The organism is Stieleria sedimenti, assembly GCF_025060895.1.
Lineage (GTDB): Bacteria > Planctomycetota > Planctomycetia > Pirellulales > Pirellulaceae > Stieleria > Stieleria sedimenti.
Window position 1 is genome coordinate 1 of record NZ_JANZKV010000159.1, and the last position, 24,429, is coordinate 24,429.

Annotated in this window: 13 protein-coding genes, 1 tRNA gene and 1 pseudogene; 10 read left to right on the top strand and 5 right to left on the bottom strand. The window is 59.3% G+C overall.

The annotated features are described in order from the left end of the window. The first annotated feature begins 465 nt into the window (after positions 1-465). The 4 genes from NZK35_RS20175 (at position 466) to NZK35_RS20190 (ending at position 3,739) form a co-directional block, all read left to right on the top strand. Positions 466-1,509: a potassium channel family protein gene (locus tag NZK35_RS20175; protein ID WP_259634329.1), complete on the top strand. Its 1,044-nt coding sequence runs from the start codon at positions 466-468 to the stop codon at positions 1,507-1,509. Between the two features lie 606 nt (positions 1,510-2,115). After that, the gene (locus tag NZK35_RS20180; RefSeq protein ID WP_259634330.1) at positions 2,116-3,033 is read left to right on the top strand and encodes a hypothetical protein; all 918 of its coding nucleotides are present in this window, start codon (positions 2,116-2,118) and stop codon (positions 3,031-3,033) included. A 120-nt stretch (positions 3,034-3,153) separates the two neighbouring features. After that, a tRNA-Leu gene (locus NZK35_RS20185) sits at positions 3,154-3,238 on the top strand. Between the two features lie 255 nt (positions 3,239-3,493). After that, positions 3,494-3,739, top strand: a complete 246-nt coding sequence (locus NZK35_RS20190; RefSeq protein WP_259634331.1) for a hypothetical protein — start codon at positions 3,494-3,496, stop codon at positions 3,737-3,739. Between the two features lie 266 nt (positions 3,740-4,005). Here the strand turns inward: NZK35_RS20190 and NZK35_RS20195 are convergent. The 3 genes and pseudogenes from NZK35_RS20195 to NZK35_RS20205 form a co-directional block, all read right to left on the bottom strand. Next, a pseudogene (locus NZK35_RS20195) lies at positions 4,006-4,134 on the bottom strand (AI-2E family transporter); the annotation flags it as partial. Positions 4,135-4,814: 680 nt separating this feature from the next. Beyond that, entirely contained in the window at positions 4,815-6,002 is a 1,188-nt protein-coding gene (locus NZK35_RS20200; protein ID WP_259634333.1) for a hypothetical protein, read from the bottom strand. 3 nt (positions 6,003-6,005) lie between these two features. Then, complete coding sequence (locus NZK35_RS20205) at positions 6,006-7,061, bottom strand: hypothetical protein (RefSeq protein WP_259634334.1); 1,056 nt, start codon at positions 7,059-7,061, stop codon at positions 6,006-6,008. 648 nt (positions 7,062-7,709) lie between these two features. Here NZK35_RS20205 and NZK35_RS20210 point away from each other — a divergent pair. The 4 genes from NZK35_RS20210 (at position 7,710) to NZK35_RS20225 (ending at position 15,423) form a co-directional block, all read left to right on the top strand. Further along, positions 7,710-8,183: a cupredoxin domain-containing protein gene (locus NZK35_RS20210; protein WP_259634335.1), complete on the top strand. Its 474-nt coding sequence runs from the start codon at positions 7,710-7,712 to the stop codon at positions 8,181-8,183. Beyond that, a complete protein-coding gene (locus tag NZK35_RS20215; RefSeq protein WP_259634336.1) occupies positions 8,180-10,690 on the top strand; it encodes an FG-GAP-like repeat-containing protein in 2,511 nt (836 codons plus the stop codon). The genes NZK35_RS20210 and NZK35_RS20215 overlap by 4 nt, the downstream gene beginning before the upstream one ends. Positions 10,691-10,718: 28 nt before the next feature. Next, positions 10,719-12,362 carry an MBL fold metallo-hydrolase gene (locus NZK35_RS20220; RefSeq protein ID WP_259634337.1) on the top strand — a complete coding sequence of 548 codons (1,644 nt, stop codon included), beginning with the start codon at positions 10,719-10,721 and terminating at the stop codon, positions 12,360-12,362. A 70-nt stretch (positions 12,363-12,432) separates the two neighbouring features. Continuing rightward, the gene (locus NZK35_RS20225; protein ID WP_259634338.1) at positions 12,433-15,423 is read left to right on the top strand and encodes an FG-GAP-like repeat-containing protein; all 2,991 of its coding nucleotides are present in this window, start codon (positions 12,433-12,435) and stop codon (positions 15,421-15,423) included. A 280-nt stretch (positions 15,424-15,703) separates the two neighbouring features. Here NZK35_RS20225 and NZK35_RS20230 read toward each other — a convergent pair whose 3' ends face one another. Beyond that, entirely contained in the window at positions 15,704-18,706 is a 3,003-nt protein-coding gene (locus NZK35_RS20230) for an FG-GAP-like repeat-containing protein (RefSeq protein WP_259634339.1), read from the bottom strand. Continuing rightward, the gene (locus tag NZK35_RS20235; protein ID WP_259634340.1) at positions 18,703-21,690 is read right to left on the bottom strand and encodes an FG-GAP-like repeat-containing protein; all 2,988 of its coding nucleotides are present in this window, start codon (positions 21,688-21,690) and stop codon (positions 18,703-18,705) included. Before NZK35_RS20235 ends, NZK35_RS20230 begins: the two co-directional genes overlap by 4 nt. 294 nt (positions 21,691-21,984) lie before the next feature. Between NZK35_RS20235 and NZK35_RS20240 the strand changes: the two genes are divergently transcribed. Further along, entirely contained in the window at positions 21,985-22,173 is a 189-nt protein-coding gene (locus NZK35_RS20240; protein ID WP_259634341.1) for a hypothetical protein, read from the top strand. Positions 22,174-23,076: 903 nt separating this feature from the next. Then, positions 23,077-24,291, top strand: a complete 1,215-nt coding sequence (locus NZK35_RS20245; RefSeq protein WP_259634342.1) for a DUF1559 domain-containing protein — start codon at positions 23,077-23,079, stop codon at positions 24,289-24,291. Positions 24,292-24,429: the final 138 nt, after the last annotated feature.

Genomic DNA, 24,429 nt, shown 5'->3' on the forward strand with positions numbered 1-24,429 from the left:
GCTTGCGGGCTGTCGATTTAAGCCCGCATACGTGAGCAAGGGGCCACGCGGCGCCCCTCGCTCACGCGGCGCCCCTCGCTCACGCGGCGCCCCTCGCTCACGCGGCGCCCCTCGCTCACGCGGCGCCCCTCGCTCACGCGGCGCCCCTCGCCCACGCGGCGCCCCTCGCTCACGCGGCGCCCCTCGCTCACGCGGCGCATCGAACTCCAAGGCGTTGAATTGAGAACATCGACTGAATCGACCGCCCGCTCGTGCCCCTCAACGGATGCAATCGCCAAACCGCCAAGACTTTCGGCGTAACATCACTCGCCCGGCGGCCGCCCCCCTGAGGTTCTTCCCCCACCAGACTTGCTCGGGGGCTACGCGGCACCAAAAGTCGGATAGGCAATTTACACGCAACCCGGAGCATCGCGGATCGATGGCGAGACACACAATGCGATGAACGGATCAACCTCCATTCATAAAATGAGAGTTGGTCTGACCGTACTGGTCGCCACCTGCTTGATCGCGATCATCGGGTACGTCCTGGCGGGATGGTCGTACATCGATTCGCTCTACATGGTGGTCATCACGATCTTCGGCGTGGGCTACGGCGAGGTGAATCCGGTCGACGATCCTCGACTGAAATTATTTACGTTGGCGGTCATCATTTCGGGGTGCAGTTCCGCCATTTATGTCCTCGGCGGCTTCGTGCAAATGATCGCCGAAGGGGAAATCCAACGGGCCCTAGGAGCCAGACGCATGTGCCAGGAAATCAATTCGTTGTCAGGGCACGCGATCGTTTGCGGCTACGGTCGAGTCGGCCGCAACCTGATCCATGAACTCGCCCATTTGGGTGTGAAATTTGTCGTGATCGATCGCGACAGCGAACGGCTGGGCGAAGCCGACCGGCTCGGGACCCTGGTGATCGCCGGTGACGCGTCGCAAGAAGAAACCTTGCTCCGGGCCGGAATCCAGCGTGCCTCGGTGCTGGCAACCGTTTTGCCGGACGATGCCGACAACGTGTTCGTGACGCTGACGGCCCGTGAGCTGTGCGAAAACATCCAGATCATCGCCCGCTGCGAATGCCCGTCGACCGAACGGAAACTGATTCGCAGTGGCGCCGACGGCGTGGTGTCGCCGACGATGATCGGGGCAACCCGAATCGCCCACCAAATCGCCTGCCCGACGGTCGAGTCGATCGTGGAGAACAAGCAAGCCTTCAATCGCCTCAACCAAGACCTCGACGTGTTCGGAGTGCGGATGGTCGAAATCGATATCCACGAAGAATCTATCTTCGTCGGGGCGACGATCCATGACCTAGAAACCAGTGGCGACGGGGCGACTGTCGTGGTTGCCGTCAAACGCGCCGGCGGCGAAGTCATCAAGAACCCGAAGATGTGCGACGAAATCCGCGGCAATGACAAGCTCGTCATGCTCTCGCACAAAGAAGACTGGTCGCAGGTCAGCGACGATGTCATCTGCCCCTCAACCGACCTTGCCATGCCGATGGTCCCGCTGGCCGTCTGAGAAAGTGGCCTAAGCTTCCAGCTTGCGATTCCCGCAGCGCGAGCTGCAAACGCACGTCGTTGACTCCTCCTGAACATCAGGATTGATCAACCGGATATCGCCCTCAGCAACGAGCGGTAACCAAGTGGGATAGGCTTCCAGGTTCGTCATTCCAGCGTCGACGAGCCTGGAAGCCGACCCCACTGCCCGTTGGCTCGCCGCCGAGGCACTCGTTCGTCAAAACGATCCCAGAGGGCACACGCGTCTTCACATCTAAAGTCACCCGCCCTGGCAGGGAGGGTCGAGCGCAGCGAGGGGAGGGTCGGTCGGGGTTGACCGGGCGACCGTCGGTGACTGCGCGACGCGTTTTTACAATCCGCTGTAAAATCTTCAACACTCGGCAATCTGACGACGGGAGTTTCACGACGTGTCATCGGCCCCGAAACGCGTGCCGCGCCCCGAGAAAAACCGGGCCCCACACCAATCGCGCGATCCAGCCAGCCGCCATGTTTCACGGCACTGGCCCGGTGACACCGCTTCGGCACCGATCTTGCATTATCTCCCCAATAGCAACTACCAACAGTTCAGTTTTCCGGGTTTTGAACACCCTTTCTCATCGATGGTCCCATGTCGCGCCCCCTCATCAAATTCGTTTTCGCAGCCACTTGTTTTGCTTTCCTCGATCACGGGGTCGGCCAAGCCCAATCCGGTTCGGCCATGACGCGGTTGCGGCCGATCGGATCGGCGAGCGCCGTGGACCAATTTCAGAATCAGCAAACGGCCTCGGCCGCGACCGGTGTTGCGATGCGAGCCGCCGAGCCTCGGCCCGCGGTCGTTCGCAATGAGACCGCTTATTGGCAGCAGAATCAGGCCGTCCCGAGCGCTCCGGCGCCGGTTCGGCAGGTATCCGCCAACCAGGCACCCGCGCGGCAAACGGTCTGGATGCAATCCGGTTTCGATGCGCCGCCGCTGGCGGACTCGGGAATGTCACTTCCGGGCGAGGCTCCCAACGCGGGATTGCCCCAACCAGGCGCGAGCACCGCGATTCCCAACTCGACGCCGTTCCCCGAAGCCGCCGCCCCGCCGCGTGCCTTGCCGTCGCCGAGCAACTCCTATGCGCCTTCGCCGTCCGACCTGGATCAAATCCCACAGCCCTCCTTGGAAACCAATGCGTTTGCCAGGGCCGACAACTGCCGCCTGATCACGCCACCGAGCACTTACATGGCGGCCAGCGCCTTTGCCGGCGGCTGCGGGCAAGTCATCCCGACGTCGTACTCGTCGTCGGTCTGTGGTCCGGTCACCCAAGCACCCGGCACGCTACCGGCGGAGATCCCTTCGACGGCCACGATTCCGCCCACGACGGTTTATCCGCCCACCACCACCCAGCCGCTGGCGCTGCCCACATCGGCCGCGCCGGCGCGTTCGCTGATCACGTTGGGGCAACAGAACTACATGGTCCAAGTCGGCCAAGGGCTCTGGGGCCAGCCGGTCGCGTACGTCCCCGGCCAGGGTCTGCGCAACTGGATCCGTTACATTTTCCCGTGATCGGAAAACAGTCGCGAAGAGCCCCACACACGGCTTGCACACTCCGACGCCACTCGATAATCTACCGGCCCTGGAAAAGTGAACCTCGGCTGACCGAGACCACTCTTCACAGTGAACCAAGCGGATGTGGCGGAACTGGCAGACGCGCTAGATTCAGGTTCTAGTCCTCGATAAGGGGGTGGAGGTTCAAATCCTCTCATCCGCACTTGGTATTCACGGGGTTTTTCGAAACCGTTTTTTCATGCGGGCCCTTCGTTGGGCTTGTGGCGGCAAAGTGGCGGTACCGTTGATTGGCGTCGACCTTCCTCAGCCGGCGAGCGGACACCGTTGATGATCGACGTCCCGGTCCCGTCTTCTTGACTGGTGATCCGCCCCTGTGCTGGAGCGACTACGACCAGGGCGATCTCTTGGCGACCAACCCTCCCAATCGCCCAACGCGGTTGGCCCGCTGGCACGACGATTGCCCCCCGCGTTTCGGTCAAACGATTTCTACAAGCGGACGAGCAACGATGGACTTTCGAAAGAAAACCTTCGCCGATTCTCCAAGGACCGCTGCACCACGTTAGCCGCGGCGCTGGCTTACTACACCGCCTACTTACACCGCATCTGCGCTGCCGCCGTTGCTGTCTTCAAGTATATGCCCGATGCCGACGCCGCACGGGTCGTCGAAAAGCTGAAACGCCCGAGTGAATCATCTTCTTCCTGATTGCTCTGCGTCATCCGGAATGGCGGAAAGAAGCTTCCCACAGATGGGTTTCAGTGGAACTCTCGCCGGGGTTTCCGGCAAGGTTGACGAGACCTTGAGACCGTGCCGAACTCCTTGTTCGCGGTGTCACTGAACGAGCAGGTTGCTCAGCGAAACCATGCCCCCTAGACCGCCTCGGCAAAGTGACTTCCCTAAGATCGCCGGAGTCACAAACTGACCTTTGACAGCCGTCGTGGTCCAAAAACATGCGGCCATCAAAGCGGCACGCGGTTGAGAATATCATCGCCGTTGCACAACATGAAAAACGTCAGCACTCCGATCGCCGCGACGAATGCCAACACGTGGCCGGTTTGGTCGATCAGGTATGTCGGGTCGACAATGCTCGGTTTTTCCACCGAGACGGTGACTTCCGTAGACTCTCCCCGTAAGCCCGCCCCAACCGATAGCGATTGGAACTCACTTCGTAGCGGGGCAACCGTGACTCCGCTGCGCGATCTAAAGGATGTCCGTCGCTTATTGGACCGCCTCCATCGGAACCATTTCTGCACCATTGACCTCCAACGCGACGAAACGTCGCGATACTCGCGATGGCTTCGACGCTCGGTGGCGTTGCGGTATCGGATTCATCTTGTTCCCTCATCGTCAGGCATAGGCGTGATCGTCGGGCTGCGGATGCCGACGGGAGTCTCGCTGCGTCGACGCAGGAGATGCAAACACTCAGAACAAACACTCAGAGCTGAAGCGACGTCAGTGGATGATTAAGCTTCCGCCCCCTTTCCCGCACCAACAACCTGAACATGGTCGGCAGCATTCACAGCCGACAAAGCCTTGCCCCGGATCGGCCGCAGTTCTGGACGAGCACGCCTGCCCCCAAACGGCTGGCCGGAAGTGCGGAAGAAAAACGCGGGTTCAAGTGGTCGTCGTCGCGTACCACTGAGTCCTTGAGTGCCAAAGTTGTTGCATGGGGCTGAAGGCCACTATCGCGAAGCCAACCTGAATGGGGAGGCCGCTCGAGCTGGCGCGAAGCGGTTGATCGAAACGATGATCAGCCGTTGGGCGCGGGCCTACGGGCCTTTCAGCGATTGCCTGCGACGGCTTGGCCGATCGATTCATACGGCGCCGGCGGCTGATCGATCCGATAACTATCGGGGGAAAGCAACGGCAGTAGGGTTTGAAGCTCTTCCGCGTCGATGAGTCGGTTGTCGACTTGGTGCGAGAGCAGTTGCATGGCGTCTGCCCTGGCGAGATAGTAGGCCGACAACGTTTGGGTGTAGCGATAACTTGCCAGTAGCACCGTCGTCAGATAGAGCAGCAGCACGACGACGCCGCCCCGGACCGCCAGCAGGGTCACCCATGGTTGATTTGCCCAGTCAGATTGTGTTTGATTGACTTCCAGAAGCGCGTCCGAGATCCGCTTTTCGGCTTCCAACAATTGTTCGGTCGTGGCCAAGCGGTTTTTCGCTTCGTCGTCCAACTGGATGAACATCCGGTCCATCTCGCGTTTGGCATCCTCGTACACCGGCTTCAACGCCAACAATTCTCGCTGCAAGGTTCGGACAGCCTGTTCCTCATCCTCGCCGCCGATCGCCAGACTCAACTGCTCTAGCGAGGTGGTCAAAAAGGGGAGATCGATTCCGCGTGTCCGCAGCTGTTGGCCGGCCAGCCGAAACACTTCGGCGGGAACCTTGGTCGCCGTCGTTCCCTCGATGGCGTGATACTGAAACGAATCGAAAGGATACCGCTTGTCGGTCGGCTCGGATGCCGACAATTCTCGGCTGGCGTCGCGCGCCCACTGGATTCGCGGTCCATAGAAGGGACTTCCGGCCAGATCGGCTCCCGGCTGGTAGTTGCTTAATGTCTTGTCCAGTTCGTGAAAGATCCCGTACAAGTTGTACAAGTCACGGCCGCGCAGGTAGGCAACTTCGGCCTCGGCTTCCTTCGTCAAGATCCCGCTCTTGACTTCACTCGCCTCGTCGACTTCGCGTTCGGCAGCAACCGCGTCGGTGAATTCGGTGGGCACTAGAAAGACGGCAATGCCACCAACGATGAATAGCAGGCTGAACACGAGCATCCAACCGGCGCGACGCCCGAGCCGACGTCCCCGGTCGGCAAACTTGTCAGCCATCTGCTGAAGATGCTCGGTTCGTTCGACTTGCTCGAAACGGTAGACCTCACCGTAGTCCGGTTGGCCTTTCCACTTCGATCGGATCGACCTGAACAGCTGGCCGATGGCGGCGGTAATGCTGGGGGCTTGCTCAGACATCAATCAATTCGTCAGCCGACCATGGAGTTTTTGAAACAGCTGAGTGTTTTTCTCTTTGCTCTGCGAAGCATCGTTCACATCCAACACGCCGGTTTCGAGCGCAATTTTTCGAGGATTCAGTTGGTTGATTTCGACTCGCATCAGGTACCGCATCCCCTGTGACGGGGCTGGCTGCTCGTAGTCGACGATCGACTCGTCCACTCCGCGGGGATTAAAGGATTCAGCGGGCGGAGGCGGAACCAATTCCTTGATGACTTGTTCGAACACTTTGGCGACCTCGCTCGAGATCGCTCCGGCCGACAATGGGGCCCGCACCTCGATTCCCTCTTCGCGTTTGGTTTCCCCTCCCAATTCCTTGAGCGATTTGACCGCTTGGATGACCGGAATGTCCTCGACGCGGGTCTCACTACGCATCACCGTTCGCGACCGGGTCTCGGTCCGCATGACCGTCTGCGTGCGGGAAACGGGGCGCAACACCGTTCGGGTCCGATAGACGATGCGACGGCGTTTGTTGAACAACCCGTAGCTCTCGACACAGCGGACGCGCTGTTGGACCGGTGCCATCACCGTCGTGGTCCGCAATTCAGGGACGAGCACGGTGTACTCCTGCACCTGCGGCACTTGCACCTCTTTGGTGACCGTCTTCATCGTGATGACTTGGACCGGCGCTGCAGAAGACTGGCGCGGCTTGGCGTAAACCGCCTGGTCATTTTTGGGTAGCCCCAGTTTTTCGATCGTCTGATCATCCATCAACAGCGATTGAGCTTGCTCGGTTTGTTGAGCTTGCTCGGTTTGTTGAGCTTGCTCGGTTTGTTGAGCTTGCTCGGTTTGTTGAGCTTGCTCGGTTTGTTGAGCTTGCTGGGCGGTCGTATTGACCAATAACGCGTCGGTCTGGGCTTGCTCGGTCTGGGCTTGCTCGGTCTGGGCTTGCTCGGTCTGGGCGTGGTCGGCGAGGATGTGGTGCTGGTCCGCGACAGAAAGCCTGGTCAATTCGGTCCGCAAACGCTTCCCCGTCTGATCAATGAACGTGACGATACGGCTTTCGTCGTCGTAGTTCACGATCGCGAGTTCGTCGCTCGTGCGTCCGTCTGGACTGGTCCAGACACGGAATTGCCGGGGAACCGGTTCTCCGGCAATGAGGTCTCCTGTAAGGAACGTGGAACCGCACAACAAGACGAGCGGAAATACACCGGGGCCGATTGGCCCGGAAGCGAAGGGGAAGCACATGAGACAGTTTCGTTGATCGAGTCGGTAGGTCGAGACAGCCGCAAGCTTTTGATCTCCTGGGCGATCGCAACAGAACCAGTCCTCAGCGCCCTGGCATTCGGACGTGCCAGCAAGCGCGGAATCGCGACCGCATCTCTTGCATGCTATCCCCCACTTTTGTCCTCGCATACGGAATTGGTGGGGAAACCAACCGGAACGGCACGCCTGGTAGCGGGTGGTTGCTTGAACCGGACGAGGATTGTTTCCCGGCGTGGGCGTTGCCCCAATGAAGCGATGGCACCTTGATCATTTTGGGGTTTTCGCGAACATAACAGGTGAAGGCATCGGGGCACTTGTGGATCGTTTTTGCTGAGCGGATCAGCGAGGCGGGCGAGTCCTTCAGCCGCTCTCGGTGGGAAAGATCCGAACTGCGTCACTCAAATTTTCACTGAAGCATCACGCCGCGTGAGTCGGATTTTAAGAAACGTACCCTTCGGACGAATGGCTGGGGCCGGTTTGATCGCCGTGAGTGTCGCGATCGGGGTGGTGCTGTACCAGCAAGGCGACGAACCGATCGAGCAATTAGACGTCCAGGTTGTCGCATCGAACTATCGACTTTACTTTCACTACCCCGGTGCCGATTCCGTCTTGGGAACAGCAGATGACAGACTGGGAACGCGGAATCTCTATGCACCGGCCAACACGCAGGTTCGACTGAGCCTGACGAGTCGGGATTTCGTCTATCTGGTCGAAATCCCGGAGGTGGGACTGTACGAGGTCGCCGCCCCGGAACTCGATTTCGAGGCTCGTTTTGAGACAGGAGAGTCGGGCGTGCACTCTTTGTTGGGAAGTCAGATGTGCGGCTACGACCATTCGGAACTAATTGGCGAATTTGTGGTTCAACGTACAGCAGAATTTAAACGCCTGGTCCAAAATCTCACCCCTGCACCATCGCCAACGAATCCAACTCAATGAAATTTCCCCGCCAGTCGCACCGGAATCCCTTGGTTTTCCTGGTGATTTCGAGCTTGGTCGCTCTCGCCGGATGTGGCCCCCGGGCGACGCCAGAGATTTCCACCGAGACCGATGGGAATCGGACGGAGCGAACTGCCGGCGACCAGGGACTGCGCGTTTTTGGTGAAATTCCCGCATTCACACTGACCAACCAGCACGGCGAATCGTTCGACCGCAGCAATCTGGACGGAAAGGTCTGGGTCGCGACGTTTATTTTCACCCGTTGTGGGGCCACGTGTCCGTACCAAACCGCGGCGTTCAGCGAATTGCAGCAAACCCTGCAACGGGCCGATGAACTGGGCCAGGTCGAACTGGTTTCGTTCACCGTCGACCCCGAGTTCGATACCCCCGACGTGCTGGCGGAATACGGCAGCAAAGCCGACGCCGATTTCGAGCACTGGCATTTTCTCACCGGCGACCGCTCAACCCTTTGGGATCTGAGCAAAGACGCATTCAAACTCGACGTCCAATCCGGCCGTGACGCGACCAATTTGATCACCCATAGTTCGTTGTTTGTCCTGGTCGACCAAGATTCAAACATCCGCGGCTACTATGAAGGTCTGTCGCCGGAAGCGAACGAGAAACTGCGCGACGACATCAGCGCATTGCTGGACCAGCGAGACCCGAGTCGGCTGGAACGCGTGACCGAAATTTCTGTCCCCCGCGATGTCCGCGATCCGAAATGGCTGCAGCGGCGCGCCGAAGCGCAACGGGCACTGGCATCAGGCTACGAAGTGACCTGCGATTTCCAATTCACCGACGACCTGTCGTCCAGCGGCATCACGTTCACCGACAAAGTCGTCGAGGACGTGAAACGTGATTTCAAAGCCGCCCATTACGATCACGGCACCGCGGTGGCGGTTGCCGACGTCGACCAGGACGGGCTGCTGGACCTCTATTTTGTCTGCCAACTGGGAAGCAACGAACTGTGGCGCAACCTGGGCGGCGGGAAATTCGAAAACATCACCGAGTCGGCCGGTGTTGCCGTCGCCGATGAAGTGTCGACCGGGGCATCGTTCGCCGACGTGGACAACGACGGAGACGCGGACCTCTATGTGACCCGTGTACGTGCCGCCAATCGATTGTTCCTCAACGATGGAAAGGGGAAATTCGAAGACGTTTCCGAGCGTTCGGGGCTCGACCACGTGGCCCACTCCTCCGGTGCGGTGTTCTTTGACTACGACCGTGACGGCTTGCTGGACGTTCTGCTGACCAACGTCGGGAAGTACACGACCGAAGAGCGCGGCCCGGGCGGTTACTACCTGGCATACAAAGCCGCCTTTACCGGTCACCTGTTCCCCGAACGTGCCGAGCCCAACATTCTGTTCCGCAACGTGGGCGGGGCACGGTTTGAAAACGTGAACGATCAAGTCGGATTCAAGGACGTGTCTTGGTCCGGCGACGCGACACCGATCGACGGCAATGACGACGGATGGCCCGACATCTACCTGCTCAGCATGCAGGGGCACGACCAATATTTCGAAAACCAGCAGGGAAAAGCTTTCGTCAACAAGAGCCGGGAATTGTTTCCCGCCAGCGCCTGGGGCTCGATGGGCGTCAAGGTGTTTGACTTCAATCGCGACCGCAAGCTGGATCTCTATGTCACGGACATGCACACCGACATGGTCCATGATGTGGAGCCCGAAGACGAGAAGAAAAAGATGACTCGAAACTTGCCGGTTTCGATGCTGGGCACCGATGGCAATCACATCCTCGGAAACGCGTTCTATCTGAAGAACGAACCAGACGCTTACGCCGAAGTGTCCAACGAAATCGGGGCGGAAAACTACTGGCCTTGGGGCATCAGCGTGGCCGACCTGAATGCCGACGGGTTCGAAGACGTCTTTGTCGCGGCGAGCATGAGCTACGATTTCCGCTACGGCATCAATTCCGTACTCTTGAACGATCACGGAAAACGATTTCTAGACAGCGAATTCATCTTGGGTGTCGAGCCACGGGCCAAGGGGACGGCTCAACCGTGGATGACATTGGATTGCGACGGAGCCGACGCGGGGCACCGACTTTGTGAAGGCCGCAGCGGCAAACTGCAAGTCTGGACGGCCATCGGGTCGCGCAGCTCCGTCGTGTTTGATCTCGAAAACGATGGCGACCTGGACATCGTGACGAACGATTTCGGCGGCTCCCCGATGGTCCTGACCAGCAATCTGACCGACAAACACGATCTCAACTACCTGAAAGTCGAATTAATCGGGAAACAGTCCAACCGAGATGGGCTTGGTTGCTTGGTTGATGTCCAATTGTCGGATAAAAACCTGATCGCGGTCCATGACGGAAAATCGGGCTACCTGGCGCAGAGCCGAATGCCAATGTATGTCGGCTTGGGGGACGCGACGCAGGCTGATCAAATCACCGTGACCTGGCCTTCGGGAATCGTGCAGACGGTTCAAGGTCCCATTCAATCGAATCAAAAGCTGACCATTGTCGAAGACGGCGAAACCACGAAATAACGAACTCGCCACCCCGGCATCGGTTCCGATGACCGTCGCAACGCTTGTGTTCGTGCAAGTTGCCCTGGCAATGCTTGTCACCTCCACCGGGTGCTCCCCGTCCTCACCGCCCCCGCCGGGTAAGCCGATGGAAACGTTGGTTCCCGCGGTGGAAAAGAACGGTGATTCGACGACGCAGTACCCGACGCAATGGCTGGGGGGCCAAACCCTTACCGTGGCCCCGGGCGTCCACGTGCTCGGAGAAATCAGCCCCAGCGCCGTGCATGCCATTGAAACCGATGACGGCATCATCCTGATTGACTCGGGAGGCGACGAACAGGCGCGCGGAGTTCGCGAATCATTGCTGTCGGTCGGTTTGCGGCTGGACGACGTGCGCTACATTCTGATCACCCACGCCCATTACGATCACGTCTTCGGCGTCAACAAGATCCGCGAGATGTCGGGCGCGACCGTGGCCGCGGGCAAGGACGATTGCGAAATCCTGCGCACGGCGGACCTGCCGGCGCTGTATTCGGTGTTCCCAAAAATCCCCTACTCGGGCGATCCGATTGCTGTGGACGTCGAACTGCAGGACGGTGACACGATCGAATGGGGCGGCGTCACCATCGAAGCACTCGCCACCCCCGGGCACACACCGGGCAGTACGTGTTATCTGCTCAACAAAGACGATCAACAGATCCTCTTCTGCGGGGACGTCATCTCGTCGATTGATTTTGGCCCCGCAACCTACGCCGCCAAGCTTTCGCCCAAGTATCGCGGCGACGCCGAGGCGTTCGTTGCCACCGTCGATCGCCTGCTGCATCGCCCGCCCCCCGACTTATTGTTGACCGGTCACCCGCGGCAACAAAAACGATTGCAATCGATCCGGTTGGATCAAACCACCTGGAAAGGGCTGCTGGAGCCCGCACGTGCCGAATTGCAAGCGATTGCCGATCGGCATCAGCGCGATGGCGCCGATTTTCTCGATGGCAGCCCCAAACAGATCGAACCGGGACTGTATTACTTGGGAGACTTGGAAGGCACCGCCGTGTACGCGCTGCTTCGCGAAGAGCAATTGTTCGTGGTCAACGCTCCCGGCGGAGAAGGATTGGTCAAGTTTCTGATGACCCGACTTGCATCGCTGGGCGTGCCCCAGACGACGCCAGCGGCGATCTTGCTGACGTCTGATTTGCCGGAGCCCCACTCTGGATTGACCTCCGTCGCGAAGAGCACGGTCGTTTTTGCGCCGCGATCGGTGGCTGATTCACTGAGAGCCGACGGGCATGTCGTCAACACGCCGACGGAAACGGACGCTGCGATATCCCTACCCGTCGAGGTGACGGAGTTACCCATTGGGCTATGCTATTCTTATTCGACAGGCGGCAAGACGGTCTTGCTGACTCCCGCGGCACCGCGAAACGTGTCCCTGGTCTGGAAGAACCGGCTGAACGGACACAAGACGATGGGCGACCTGCAGCCTCAAATGAGTGACTTGATCACGGAACTCAATGCAGCGGCCGACCGAGTGGTGAACTACCGGAAAACGCTGGAAACGTTGAGTCGCTTTGAACCTGATGTCTGGCTGCCGTCGCTTCCGCTCACCGATCAAAATGCCAATCTGTACGACGACGATTGGCAAGACACCCTCGAAAACAACCTGCGTCCGGTCGAGACACTCGAGCGCCGCTATTGAAGTGGCGCCCATTGCCGATCAGACGTCAAAACGCCTCTGTCTGGCTAATCAAGGGCCGAACGATCGTTCGATGAGTGCCGTAACGATGAACATGAATCGATCGATGACCAGCACGCAACGTAACACCCTGTATTGGCTGTTCGGCCTGACCGTCGTACTGGCGTGTGTCGGTTGTGGCTCGGGGGACCGTGCAACGTCACCGCAGGGAACGCCCCCAACGCAGCCGGGCGATGACGACACGTCTCGATTGGAATCGGCATTTGCGTTGATGCAGCAGGGGCAAACCGATCAGGCACTCGAACGTCTCCAGCAGGTCCTGATTCGGTCTCCCAAGAATGTCGATGCGTTGAGTCTGGCGATCGAACTTTACAACCAGCGTGGGGAGTTTTGCCAGGCCGCCGATTTGGCCGCAACCGTTGCCGAAATTGATACGGCGCGGGGCTCCCAGATCCTGATCCGCGCCTTTGATTGGAATCTGCGCTGCGGCGACTTTGCGGCGGCGGAAAAGAATTTGCGGCGTGCGGAAGCGTTGGATCCGAACAACGTCGATGTCCACCGCATGCTCGCCCAGTTGCTCAATGCACAAGGCCGGCGTTTCGAAGCCAGTCGGCACGTCCGCCAGTTGATCCGGCTTCGGTCGGTGCAACCCAACGAGACGCTCAGTTTGATCGACCTTCAGGGGCCATTTTATCTGGTCTCGTTTGCCGACTTTGTCAAAGGCAACGCCGTCACCCTGTTCTCGTTAGGCGAGGCACGTGAGCTGTACACGCGAATCAACGCCGAGGCGACCGAAGTGTTGGCGTTGATGCAGCGGATCCGGGAGGCGTTTCCCGACAGTGCCGCCGCGGCAGCACTGCACGGGCGAATCCTTGCCGAAAACGGTCGACAAGAGGCGTTGGCCGAATGGGCCAAAAACGTTCCGGAAGGGACACAGCAACAACCCGAATACTGGAGTGCGATCGGCAGCTGGATGGCTTTGCAAGATCGTCACGGGGAAGCGATTCGGGCGTTCGGCGAGGCGCTTCGGCGGGACCCCACCGATCGTGAATCGTTGCGATCGATGATTCAATCCTTGGTCTCGGTCGGACAGGAATCACGCATCCCCGAACTACGTCAACGACTCGCGGCTCTCGATCGGATCTTTCGCATCGCCAAGGACGCGGACGCCGAACAATCGCTGTGGATTTCCCAGCGGCTTGGGGAACTCGCCCGCCCCTGGGAATCCTGTGCCTGGCTGATGCGCGAGGCTCAACTGTCAGGGGCCATGTCACAACGCGTGCCAGAATTGAATCAACGGCATCAAGCCATTCTCGCCTGGGAACGTGGCGCCGATGAAACGCAGATCGGCACGGCCCAGCTGACGCGTCTGCTGGGATTCGACATCCAACAATGGCCGTTACCGGAGTTGAACAGTCGCAAACCCACCAGGCCCGCCGATCCGACACAATCCGCCGATCAGGGCCTACGTTTCGTTGACGTCGCCCCCGAATTGAAACTCAAAGCTCGGTACGTGGGTGGGTTCGCCACCGACGGGAGTGAGTTTTACCCGTACGAGGTCAACGGAGGCGGACTGGCGGTGCTCGACTACGACTTGGACGGTCGCTGTGATCTCTACATGGCGCAATCCGGTGGCACCCCGATCGAACCGGGTTCGTCCATGCCCAACCAGTTGTTTCGCTTCGCGGTCGAAGGCGGTTTCAGCGACGTGACCGAGCCAGCCGCGGTTGGCGACCGCCACTTCGGCCAAGGCGTTTGTGTCGGTGATGTGAACCAGGACGGATTTCCCGATCTGCTGGTTGCCAACGTCGGCCCCAACGTCATCTACATCAATCAGGGCGACGGCACATTTCGTGATGCCAGCGACACGCTGCTGGACGGCGCCGACAACTGGACCTCATGCATCGGCTTGGCCGATCTCAGCGGCGATACGTTGCCCGAACTCATCGAAATCAATTACATCGACGATCCGCTGGCGTACACGGTCCGTTGCACGGACGACCATTTGCCATGCCAACCGCAACGGTTCAATGCCGCCTCGGACCGCATTTTGAAACTGCTTCCGAACGGACAATTTGCGCCGTGGTCCCAGGCCGCCGAGATGCGATCCAACCCGAAACTCGGATTCGGATTGGTCGTCGCCAATTTTGACGGAAAGCTGGGCAACGACTTCTTCGTCGCCAACGATGGTGATCTCAATCATTTCTGGGTCAGTACCGCAGCGGCCGCAGCTGGCGACGACCGGTTCTCGATCGTCGAATCGGCCGGCGTGCGGGGCTGCAGCATCGGCAAGGGCGGTGATAGCCAGGCTTGCATGGGTGTGGCAGCGGGCGATTTCGATCGCGACGGACAACTCGATTTGCACGTCACCAACTTCCATAACGAGTCGGTGAATCTGTTCACACAGAATGAGCCAGGATTCTTCTTTGACGAATCGCTGCGGTACGGATTGCATGATCCGTCGTTTTCCGTGCTCGGATTTGGAACGCAGGCGGCCGATTTCGACAACGACGGCTGGCTCGACCTGGCCGTCCTGAACGGGCACGTTTTCGACGCCCGGGACGAAGGCATTCCGTTTCAGATGATTCCTCAACTGTTCCACGGCAGCCGGCAAGGTTTTCAGCTGCAGGACCGATCCACCGCAGGCGAATACTGGCAGCAACAACAGCTCGGACGCACGTTGGCGACGCTGGATTGGAATCGCGACGGAAAAATGGACTTGGTCGCCAATCACTTGGATCAGCCCGTCGCGATGTTGCAAAACGTCTCCGCGTCGCAGCATTGGATTCAATTCGAATTGATCGGCGTGGACTGCGAACGCGATGCGATTGGTGCCAAGGTCCGCCTCAGAGCCGGCCAAGACCGCTGGAGCGGCTGGCAAACCGGCGGAGACGGTTACATGTGCAGCAACGAACCGGTCGTGCACTTCGGGGTCGGTTCGGCAGAGTTCATCGATCAGGTAGAAATCCGTTGGCCCGACGGACGGACCGAGACATTTGAAAACGTCGACACCGACATCCGTTATCTGGCCATCCAGGGCGCCGATGCGCTGGAGCAACGCTGATCGACACGCCGAAATGGCACGGGCAAAGGCTGTTGGCACTGAAGGAGTTAGTGGAACGGCGCGAGCGGGCTGTCGATTTTGTGAGCCGCGACGCGTAAGCGGCCGGGCATTCCGACGCTGCCCGAGGCCTTACGGCCAGCGGCTCACCATTGGCTCAGCTGATCCCGACTAAATCGACCGCCCGCGAGCCGTCCGGTTCCAGCTCGAGAGCACCTTGATCGACCGGAGGGCTCGCGCCCTGCCGCTAACACACCTCGGCGGCCTGGAAAAGTCTTCCCGATCAGCGGCGAAACAGATCGGGGGCATCTTCGACGATCAAGTAGCGATGATTCGCTTCGACGTCGGTGAATTGTTGGCTGCGGCCCGACGGCCAATCGACCACGATCCGCTCGATGGTTTCGTGCGGTCCGATTCCGAAATCGATCATCGGTTCGTTGCTGCACAACAACCCATCCCCACCGACCATCCAGCCCACCCAGCTTTGATCACCGATCAAGACGGTGACTTTGGCACCGACCGCATCTCGCTCGCTGGATGTTCCGATCAACTCCAATTGCAGGGCATTTTCGGTCACGGTCTGATTCTCCAACAATGCCGCCGGCACGTCCAAGTGGTTCGTCACCAAGTCGGGCTTCAAGTCTCGGTTGAAATCCAAGACGGCCATGGTGCGGCCGAGCGCGGGGGTCGACCAGTAGCGGTCCGCCGGGTTCTTCAATTCAAACCCGTCAGCGTCGCCCCGAAAGAATTGGGGCTGCATCTGATAGGCACGCCCGCGGTGACGGTGATCGGTTAGGTTTCCATTGAGCACGGCCAAATCGAGCCAACCGTTGCGATCAAAGTCGATCGCTTGCGTGCCCCATCCGACCGTCATGCGAGTGTCTTCGTACAGGCCGCGTTTCGCGTTGTTGTTGGTGAACACGCCCGGGATCTCCTGGCTGTACAGGTCCGCGGCTTGGTTCCAAAAATTGGTGATGTGCAGATCCAACAATCCATTGTGGTCGAAATCACCCGCCGCGATTCCCATGCAACCTTGCCGTTGGCCGAGCAACCCGAAGGCGCATCCGGTGATCTGAGCACTTTCCCGCAGCGTGAACGGGGCCGATTCGGTCTCTCGATGCGACAGCCAAAAATGGTTGAACTCGGTGTCGTTGGCGATAAACAAATCGTTTCCGTTGCGGTCGTCGAAATTCGCGATCACCCCGGCGAATCCATAGTTGGGTTTTTCATCCATTGCGACAAAGCCTTCCCATCGCACGATCTGACCGTCGGGACGGATTTGCCACGCACGATCGATTGCGGGACGAAACACGCTGGGGTTACAGGCGTCTTTTTCGGGCGTGCAACCAATCGTCAGCGCGGTCGGGTCGTCGATGTAATTGATCTCAACGATCTCCGGCAAATGATCCCCGCTCAAGTCGCCACAGGCGATCGACGACGTCCAATCCCCGCGGGCGTCCGGTGCAGCCATCGGCTGACGCCGGAAGGTTCCGTCGCCGTTGTTTTGGTAAACCACGTTCGGACCGATGTTGGCCAAGATCATGTCCGGAAAGCCGTCTTGGTTGATGTCGGCCACGGCGACACCCTGGCCGTAACCCAAGTCTGCCGTTCCGGCGACCGGCGCTACGGAAACCCACGGCTCGTTCGGCAGGTTACGAAACAATTGATTGGGCTCGGAACCACCTGCGTCGAACGCATCGCCACCACCTTGGGTGAAATACAGGTCGGGCGAGCCATCCAAGTCAAAGTCGATGACGCCGATTCCACCACCGGTCAGCTGATGCAACAACTGGGTGTCGTCGGACGGATCATCACCGCTTTCGTATTGAAAAACCAATCCCACTTCGGCAGCGACGTTGTTCAGCTTAATTTCGGTGACAGGTGAACGGCCGATCGTCTCTTCGGGCCGATCACGCGGATCGTCTGCTGCGATTGCCGAGGCGGGCGGAAGCGGCCAGTCCTCGGGCGCGATGCCGCAACTGGCGAAATGGTCTTGATCCCCGGTCGGATCACTCGCCGTGACGTTACGTCCAGCCAGCGCGTCGCGTTGCTCGCTGACACGCCGGCTCAACTCATCGGTTCCGCCATATGTTTTCAGAGACACCTGCAGCCAGGCGACCGCTTCCCAAGGCCGATTCAACGCGTCCAGGATTTCTGACAGCCGGCTCAGTTCCGCAACGGTGCCGGGCGCACCACCGATCTTGCTTGCGATTTTTGCGGCCTCGTGCAAGAGCGAAAAACGTCGACTGGCACATTCCGCCTCGGTTTCTTTGCCGAGCGTTTGCAGAGAACGGGCTAACGCAAGGAACGAAAACCGGTCCGTTTCATCCAGCCGGACGGCTTCAACAAAACATCGAACCGCTTCCGGATGACGATTCAAACTTTGCATCCGCAACCCGAGGGCGTGCCAGTACTCCGGTTCGCGATGGATCCCTGCCGGAAGTGATTGCAGGCAGACATCCAACATCGCGTCGAGTTTCAATTCCGAATAGATTCGACAACGAAAGGCGGCGATCGGCGTCGACTGCGGGTACCGTCGACTGAGTTGTTCGATCAGGACCCTGGCTTGTTCCAATTCCCCTTCTCCCCGAAGCCGTTTGACTTCGGCCAGGGCCGCGGGGGGCAACGCACCGTTGAAGCTCGGTTTGGGCATGGAGACGTCGATGAAGGCATCTCCATAGGTGTTCATGGCAAACAGTTCCTTCTCAGTGATATCCCCGGAACGCGCCAGCAGACGCAAGTACTTCGCCGCTTCGATGCGACGGCCTTGGTTGTTCAACAGCGCCGCGAGTCGGTGATAAACGGCATTGATGCGGGGCGCATCCACGGTCGCGTTCAATTCAATGACCTGCTCCAGGCTCGCCTCCGCCTCGGCGTATTGCCCCAGGTCCAGGTGCAAGTCGGCTGCCAGCAACGCCGCGTCGACAAACGCGGTCAGATCCGACGTCGGAATGGACCGCAGCAGTTCACAGGCGGCGACCGGATCACCGGCTTCCGCTTCACATTTGGCATACAACAGCAACGCATCCGAAGGAACCTGGTCCGACATCAACAGCGGGCGAAGTGCGTCGCGGGCGCCGGCATAATTGCGTTGCTTGTAGAACCGCTCCGCCTCCTCGATGCGCTGGCGATCCGTTTTCGGGGCCGCGTCAATCGCGTGCTCACGCCTCCGCTGGCTCTGCAGCAGTTCCGCGGCCCGTTGTTCGTCGGAACCGCCGCCACAGCCGAGCACAGAAAAGCCGACGGCGACGATCATCCCCAGGTAAAACGTGCGATAGATATTCAACGATGACCCTGCAATTGAAATGCGTCTTTGGCCCCTTCGACCAGGACGTAATCATGGCCTCCCTTCAGCACTCCGAAGGATTGTGTCGTTCCCGAGGGCCATTGTATTGTGACGTTTTCGGCGTTGTCCTGCTCGCCCAACGCGACCGAAATCCTACGTTGATTGGTACACATGTAGCCGTCACCGGCGGTCAGCTGCTGGGTCAGCGCTCGCGTGCCCACGGTCGCCGTGACCACCGCGCCGATGGCGTCGCGTTGCGTTCGCGTCGCTTTCAAGATCAGTCCGATCGACTGTCCCGCGTTTTCTGTCCGATTGACCAACAGGGAGACGGGCTCGTACAGATGCGTGATCGCCACGTCCGTTCGCCCGTCCCGGTCGACATCGATGGTTGCCAGGGCGCGGCCCAAGTGTGGTTGGGAAAAATAGTCCCCCATCCCGTCCAGGCTCAATTCTTCCCAACGCCCCGACGGCTGACGCCGAAAGGTCTGCGGAGGCATTTTGTACTGTACGTCGGTGCGATGGACGTCATCGACATGCCCATTGGTGACCATCAGTTCGAGTGATCCGTTGTTGTCAAAGTCCGCCCACTCGGTTCCGAATCCCAGCAGTTTCATCGACGGCTGACCGAGCCCGACCTGGAACGAACGGTCGGCCCAGAAACCCGGTGAGACCTGTTCGTAGAACGTGTTGTGGTCGTCGGCAAAGTGGGTGAGGAAGAAATCGATATCACCGTCGCCGTCTGGATCGGCCGCAGCAATTCCCATCGATGCCTGCGAGGTCGCATCCCCACTGAACCCGACGCCCCGGGTGGCGGCTAAATCGACCATTCGGAATCGCTCGTCGGTCGCCTCGGGCGACCAGAGGTGATTGGCCGTCATGTCATTGGCGACATAAACGTCCAGCCCGCGGCGCTCGTCGAACTGTCCCACGACCAGACCGAGTCCGCGCCCTGGCGTCTGCGTCTGGATCCATTGATCCGAAACGTCAACAAACGAACCGTCCCCGCGGCCTTTCCAAACTCGGTCTCGCTCGGCTTCGAACAACAACGGAGGACACGTCGAAAAGCCGTCGGCGTTGCGGCACGGTCGTTCCAACGGTCCCCGACCGGCACAGTAATTCGTCGCGAACACATCAGCGATTCCATCGGCGTCCAGATCGGCGATCACGGCCGACGTCGTCCAGGATTGATCGGTCAGCCCGGCGGCGATCGCGATTTCGTCAAACGTCCCGTCACCGTTGTTTCGAAACAGCCGGTTCTGGCCGTAATTGGAATCAAAGATGTCCGGAAACCCATCGTCGTTGAAATCGCCGACGGTGATCCCCTGGGAAAACCCGGTGTCGTGGTAGGCAGCTTGACGCTCCACCGAGACGAACCCGGTTCCTTGATTTCGGAACAATCGATTGGACGAGGAATCCGATGCGAGGGGCTTGCCGTCCAACATCGCCGCGGCCAAGTCGGGCCAACCGTCCAGATCAAAGTCGATCACCCCGACGCCACCGCCGACACTTTGATAGATCCAATGCCCTTCTTTGACGGCTTCCGGGGCGATCTCGCAGGTATGGATCAAGCCCCGTTGCTCGGCCTGATCTTCGAACACCAACGGTCGCTGAAAACTCACCTCCGCGGCACTCGATCGGGGCTGAGTCAGTTTCCAGGCGATCGTCGGTAAATCGCTCAGATCGATCTGTCGGCTCAGCTCCATCTCCGGCAATACCCACGGCGTCGTGGCCGTCAACTCGGAGCGGATCGCCAGGTAGCGATCGCGAAGATCCGGCAAACGTTCTTCCGGCAACGTCGTCGCGAGCCGTGCCCAGCCTTCGGCTTCCCAGACCCGTCCGAGTTCCAGCATCCCCTCGGCCACTTGCATGGCAGCTCGTTGCGAACGTCCGCTACGCTCCAGATGGGTCTTGAGCGCATCTCGCAGGGCGCCCAGCTTGGTGATCCGATCGGCAACCACGTCGGCGTCATCGGATCGACCGATCAGGGTCAGGTTCTGGAACAGACCATTGAGCGCCGAGGGCAACGCGTGGGAGCTCAGCCGGATGGCCTGCCAGTAGGCCCGAGCTGCTTGCTCGTGCTGTCCCTCGCGCTGCGCCCAGTCACCGGCGATCAACCAGTACTCGGGCAATGTTTCGATACCGGCGGGAAGTTGCTGTTGCCAATCCAGAATGGAGTCGTATTGATCCAATTCCATCAGCGCTCGCCCATAAAGCGCCTGTGCATGTGCAAAATCAGCGTGACGTTCAAGCACCGGTCGCAATCGGTCGGCCACCGATTGCCAATTCGACTCCATCGCGTCCAGGCGGGCCAAACAATACTCAGGACGCAGATCATCACCCGATCGCTGCAGCATCGACTGACACATCTCGCCGTCGGGTTCCACCCGAGCCGGATCGGCAAGCACTTGCAACGATTCCGGATCGCCTTGACCGTGTTGGGCGAGCCACTGCAGCGACGGTAGCGCCGCGGGGGTCTGCCCGACCATCGTCGCCAAACCGACTAGATCAAATCGAGGCTGGGGACGATTGGGAAATCGATCGACGAACGATTGCAAGGCGGCGATCGCATCGAAGGGCCTGCCGGCGGAAACCAGGCCATGAGTCAACTTGTCCAGCAGCGCCTCGTTGGGCGACTCTCCTAGACTCAACGACGCCTGATACCTCTCGATCGCGACTTCCGGATCTCCCTGACGCGACGCGACGTCTCCGGCCAGCTCGATCGCGCGGGCATCGTCCGGGTGAAGCAGTAGGTGCTTGCGAATCGACGCCTCGGCATCGGCGATGTCTCCCCGCGCGAGTGCGTTCGCCGCGCGTGCGAAGAAGTCTTGCTGGGTTTGACCCTGACCATCTGATTGGTCGGCCTGCTCTGTTTGACTCGATCGCGGCGCGTTCGCATCGATAGACGATGCCTCAGGTTTGCCGCAGCCGGGCATCCAGGGCAGCATCCCTAACAGAACGAGCAGCCGGACACCCATTCTGGGCATCAAACGCGCGAAGCGTCTGCGGCCGTAGAGCGTTGGACAATCAGCGGAACAGCGCCAACCGAGTCGGAACATGAATCGGTGGAGAGGTTGGCGAGTCATCATGGGGTTAATAAGAGACCTGCTGTTTGATTGCGGTGTCGCATTCGGTGCGATCGGGGAAGTGACGCGGGTCAGCGATTACCGGTTTACTGAACTTGCGCCACTGTGGCGAGCCACTTGATTTTAAGCAACTTAAGGATAACATCTCCGCTCTAGAAACCGGTCAATTTAGGAATTCTTACCCACGAGATTCACATGGCTCGCAAACTCCTGTCCCTGATGGCTCTGGCTTGTTTCCTCTGTGCAGTACCTGGATGTGGTACCGGCGGTGGTGAAGCGACGTTTGAAGAAACGACCGCACAAACCCCTGAGGAAGTCCAAGAAGCCCAAGATTATGAAGAAATGCTGCGGAAACAAGAACAAGAGAACTTTAAAAAGAAATAGAGAACCTTTCTCGTTACACTCCTCGCTTTTAAGTGCACCCCAGAGAGCAACGCGAGCTGAATTTGAGAATTGAAAAGATGGCGTGCGATTGTGCACGCCGGATGCATCCCTCGATGCTTCGATAAACCTCCCGCCGTAGAGCCTGTTGATTCAAACGATCTGCCGAAATCAACACGATGAGCTGAGGCGTAAGCGGGGGCGCCGCTTGAATCCTTGCTGACGCGTGCGGGCTTTCACCCGCAGACGCCTTGCTTTGAAAGAAAGGCGGGCATTCTCAGGTCGATCGACACGAAGCGAGCAGGAGAATCTCCCCTGACAGCTGAACCGGCGTCCTGAGAGCGGCGGCGTGGGGCGGCCGGTTTTGAACGCAGTGATTGATCCGGCGCTGTGTTATGCCCGGCGCAGTGTTTTGATCTCCAGGTCGTTGTGCGACGGCAGTTGCCACGTCCGCCAGGGCGTCACAGCCCGCTCGCGCCCTACCGCTAAAAAATGCTTCACAGCGTAGCCCGCCGGGGTTCCACGAGGAACGCACGACGCCGCGCCCCCTGATCGGTAACGAGCGGATGTTCAACACCGGTTACTGCGTCGAATTGCCATCCCACCTTTGTGATCAACAACCCCTACCTGGGGAGTCGCGTTTTGCAGCGATCCGCGTTGCAACACGCAGCGGATGAGTGGAAGCGGTCTATAAAAACTGCCTTTATGAAAATATTTATGATTCCCGCGATGCTTTCGAGGGTTTCTGGCGTTTACTAGTGTGAGAAGGACTGCCGAGAACCGCGGTCCGAAACTATACTCGGTTTCAATCGCTGGATTGACCGAAATCCCGGGAGCGTCAAGTGGACGCGCCCTGTGTGAAATATCCCCTTTCTTAGTTGAAGCGAACTGTCTTCGGAGATGCAAATGAAGAATCGATCCCCTCAACGCAGTGGTTTTACACTGGTTGAGCTTTTGGTAGTTATCGCCATCATTGGTATTTTGGTGGGTCTACTTTTACCCGCCGTCCAAGCTGCACGTGAAGCAGCGCGGCGGATGAGCTGCAGCAATAATTTCAAGCAGATCGGCTTGGCGTTGCACAACTACCACTCGGCGTACAAGAACCTGCCGATGAATGCGACGGGCACTTATGAGTGGGCCGGCAACCGTGGCGGCGATTACCACAACCGGTTTTGCTTAAGCTGGATGATCGGTATCTTGCCGTTCATCGAGCAACAGGGATTGTGGGACCAAATTTCCAATCCGTTCAACAAAAACCGTGACGGCTCCATTCGCCCCCCGGCTGACGTGTTCCCCGCGATGGGCCCGGTTCCGTGGAACGAGAACTACCAACCCTGGTTGACTCAAGTTCCGGGTTATCGCTGCCCCAGCGACCCCACCCAAAGCACGCCGGCACGAGTCGCGTTCACGAACTACTCGGCATGCCAAGGCGACGCCTACTTTGAAGGCCACCACGCCGGAATCAACTGGAACGGCGTTCCCGGAACCAGTGGGACCTGGGGTGACGAAGCCCAAGCCCGTTGGGCGCGGGGTGTGTTCCGCAACCACCACTTCACCAAGTTCCGCGACATTCTTGATGGATTGTCGAACACCATCGCATGTGGTGAGAACATCGTCGACGCCCGCGAGCGGCTGGTTGCGACGGTTCCCTATCAAGACAACACCAGCAACATGGCGTTGCCACCCAACCACTGGGAGCAATTCGTTGACCCCGATCGCCCACAATACTGGGACGATAGCGTGATCAACGGCCGCCCAGGTTTGGACGAGTCCGCCAACCACGGTCGCGGCCGTCGCTGGCCCGATGCCCGACCGCAGTTCTCGATGTTCAATACGATTCGTCCCCCGAATAGCTACAGCGTCTACCGCGGCCACGGCGACTTCGGCTATGGATCGGCATCGAGTCTGCACCAAGGCGGTGCCCACATCCTGATGGCCGACGGAGCGGTTGTGTTCATCACCGATTCGATCGAATCCGGTGATCAAAACCAAGTCCCCTACAGCGACAACGATCCGAACTTCGGTGTCCGAGGTGCTGGCAAGCAAAGCCCGTACGGCTTGTGGGGAGCCCTGGGAACCAAGGCTTCGAAAGAAACGATCCAAGAAGCGCTCAACCAATAGTTGAGCCCAATCGTTACGATCCTTACCGGAAGGGATGCGGCGTTCGCGCTGCATCCCTTCTTTTTTTGCGCAGACGGCTGCCTCTGAAGCGTTTTGACGTTCGATCAGCCAAGTGGCCCGAGCCTACGGGCCCGCCCC

What these genes read in the sequence shown, in the direction of transcription:
- NZK35_RS20175 (WP_259634329.1), top strand. Translation starts at nt 466, where the DNA reads ATGAGAGTTGGTCTGACCGTACTGGTCGCCACCTGCTTGATCGCGATC.
- NZK35_RS20180 (WP_259634330.1), top strand. Translation starts at nt 2,116, where the DNA reads ATGTCGCGCCCCCTCATCAAATTCGTTTTCGCAGCCACTTGTTTTGCT.
- NZK35_RS20200 (WP_259634333.1), bottom strand. Translation starts at nt 6,002, where the DNA reads ATGTCTGAGCAAGCCCCCAGCATTACCGCCGCCATCGGCCAGCTGTTC.
- NZK35_RS20210 (WP_259634335.1), top strand. Translation starts at nt 7,710, where the DNA reads ATGGCTGGGGCCGGTTTGATCGCCGTGAGTGTCGCGATCGGGGTGGTG.
- NZK35_RS20215 (WP_259634336.1), top strand. Translation starts at nt 8,180, where the DNA reads ATGAAATTTCCCCGCCAGTCGCACCGGAATCCCTTGGTTTTCCTGGTG.
- NZK35_RS20220 (WP_259634337.1), top strand. Translation starts at nt 10,719, where the DNA reads ATGACCGTCGCAACGCTTGTGTTCGTGCAAGTTGCCCTGGCAATGCTT.
- NZK35_RS20225 (WP_259634338.1), top strand. Translation starts at nt 12,433, where the DNA reads ATGAGTGCCGTAACGATGAACATGAATCGATCGATGACCAGCACGCAA.
- NZK35_RS20235 (WP_259634340.1), bottom strand. Translation starts at nt 21,690, where the DNA reads ATGCCCAGAATGGGTGTCCGGCTGCTCGTTCTGTTAGGGATGCTGCCC.
- NZK35_RS20240 (WP_259634341.1), top strand. Translation starts at nt 21,985, where the DNA reads ATGGCTCGCAAACTCCTGTCCCTGATGGCTCTGGCTTGTTTCCTCTGT.
- NZK35_RS20245 (WP_259634342.1), top strand. Translation starts at nt 23,077, where the DNA reads ATGAAGAATCGATCCCCTCAACGCAGTGGTTTTACACTGGTTGAGCTT.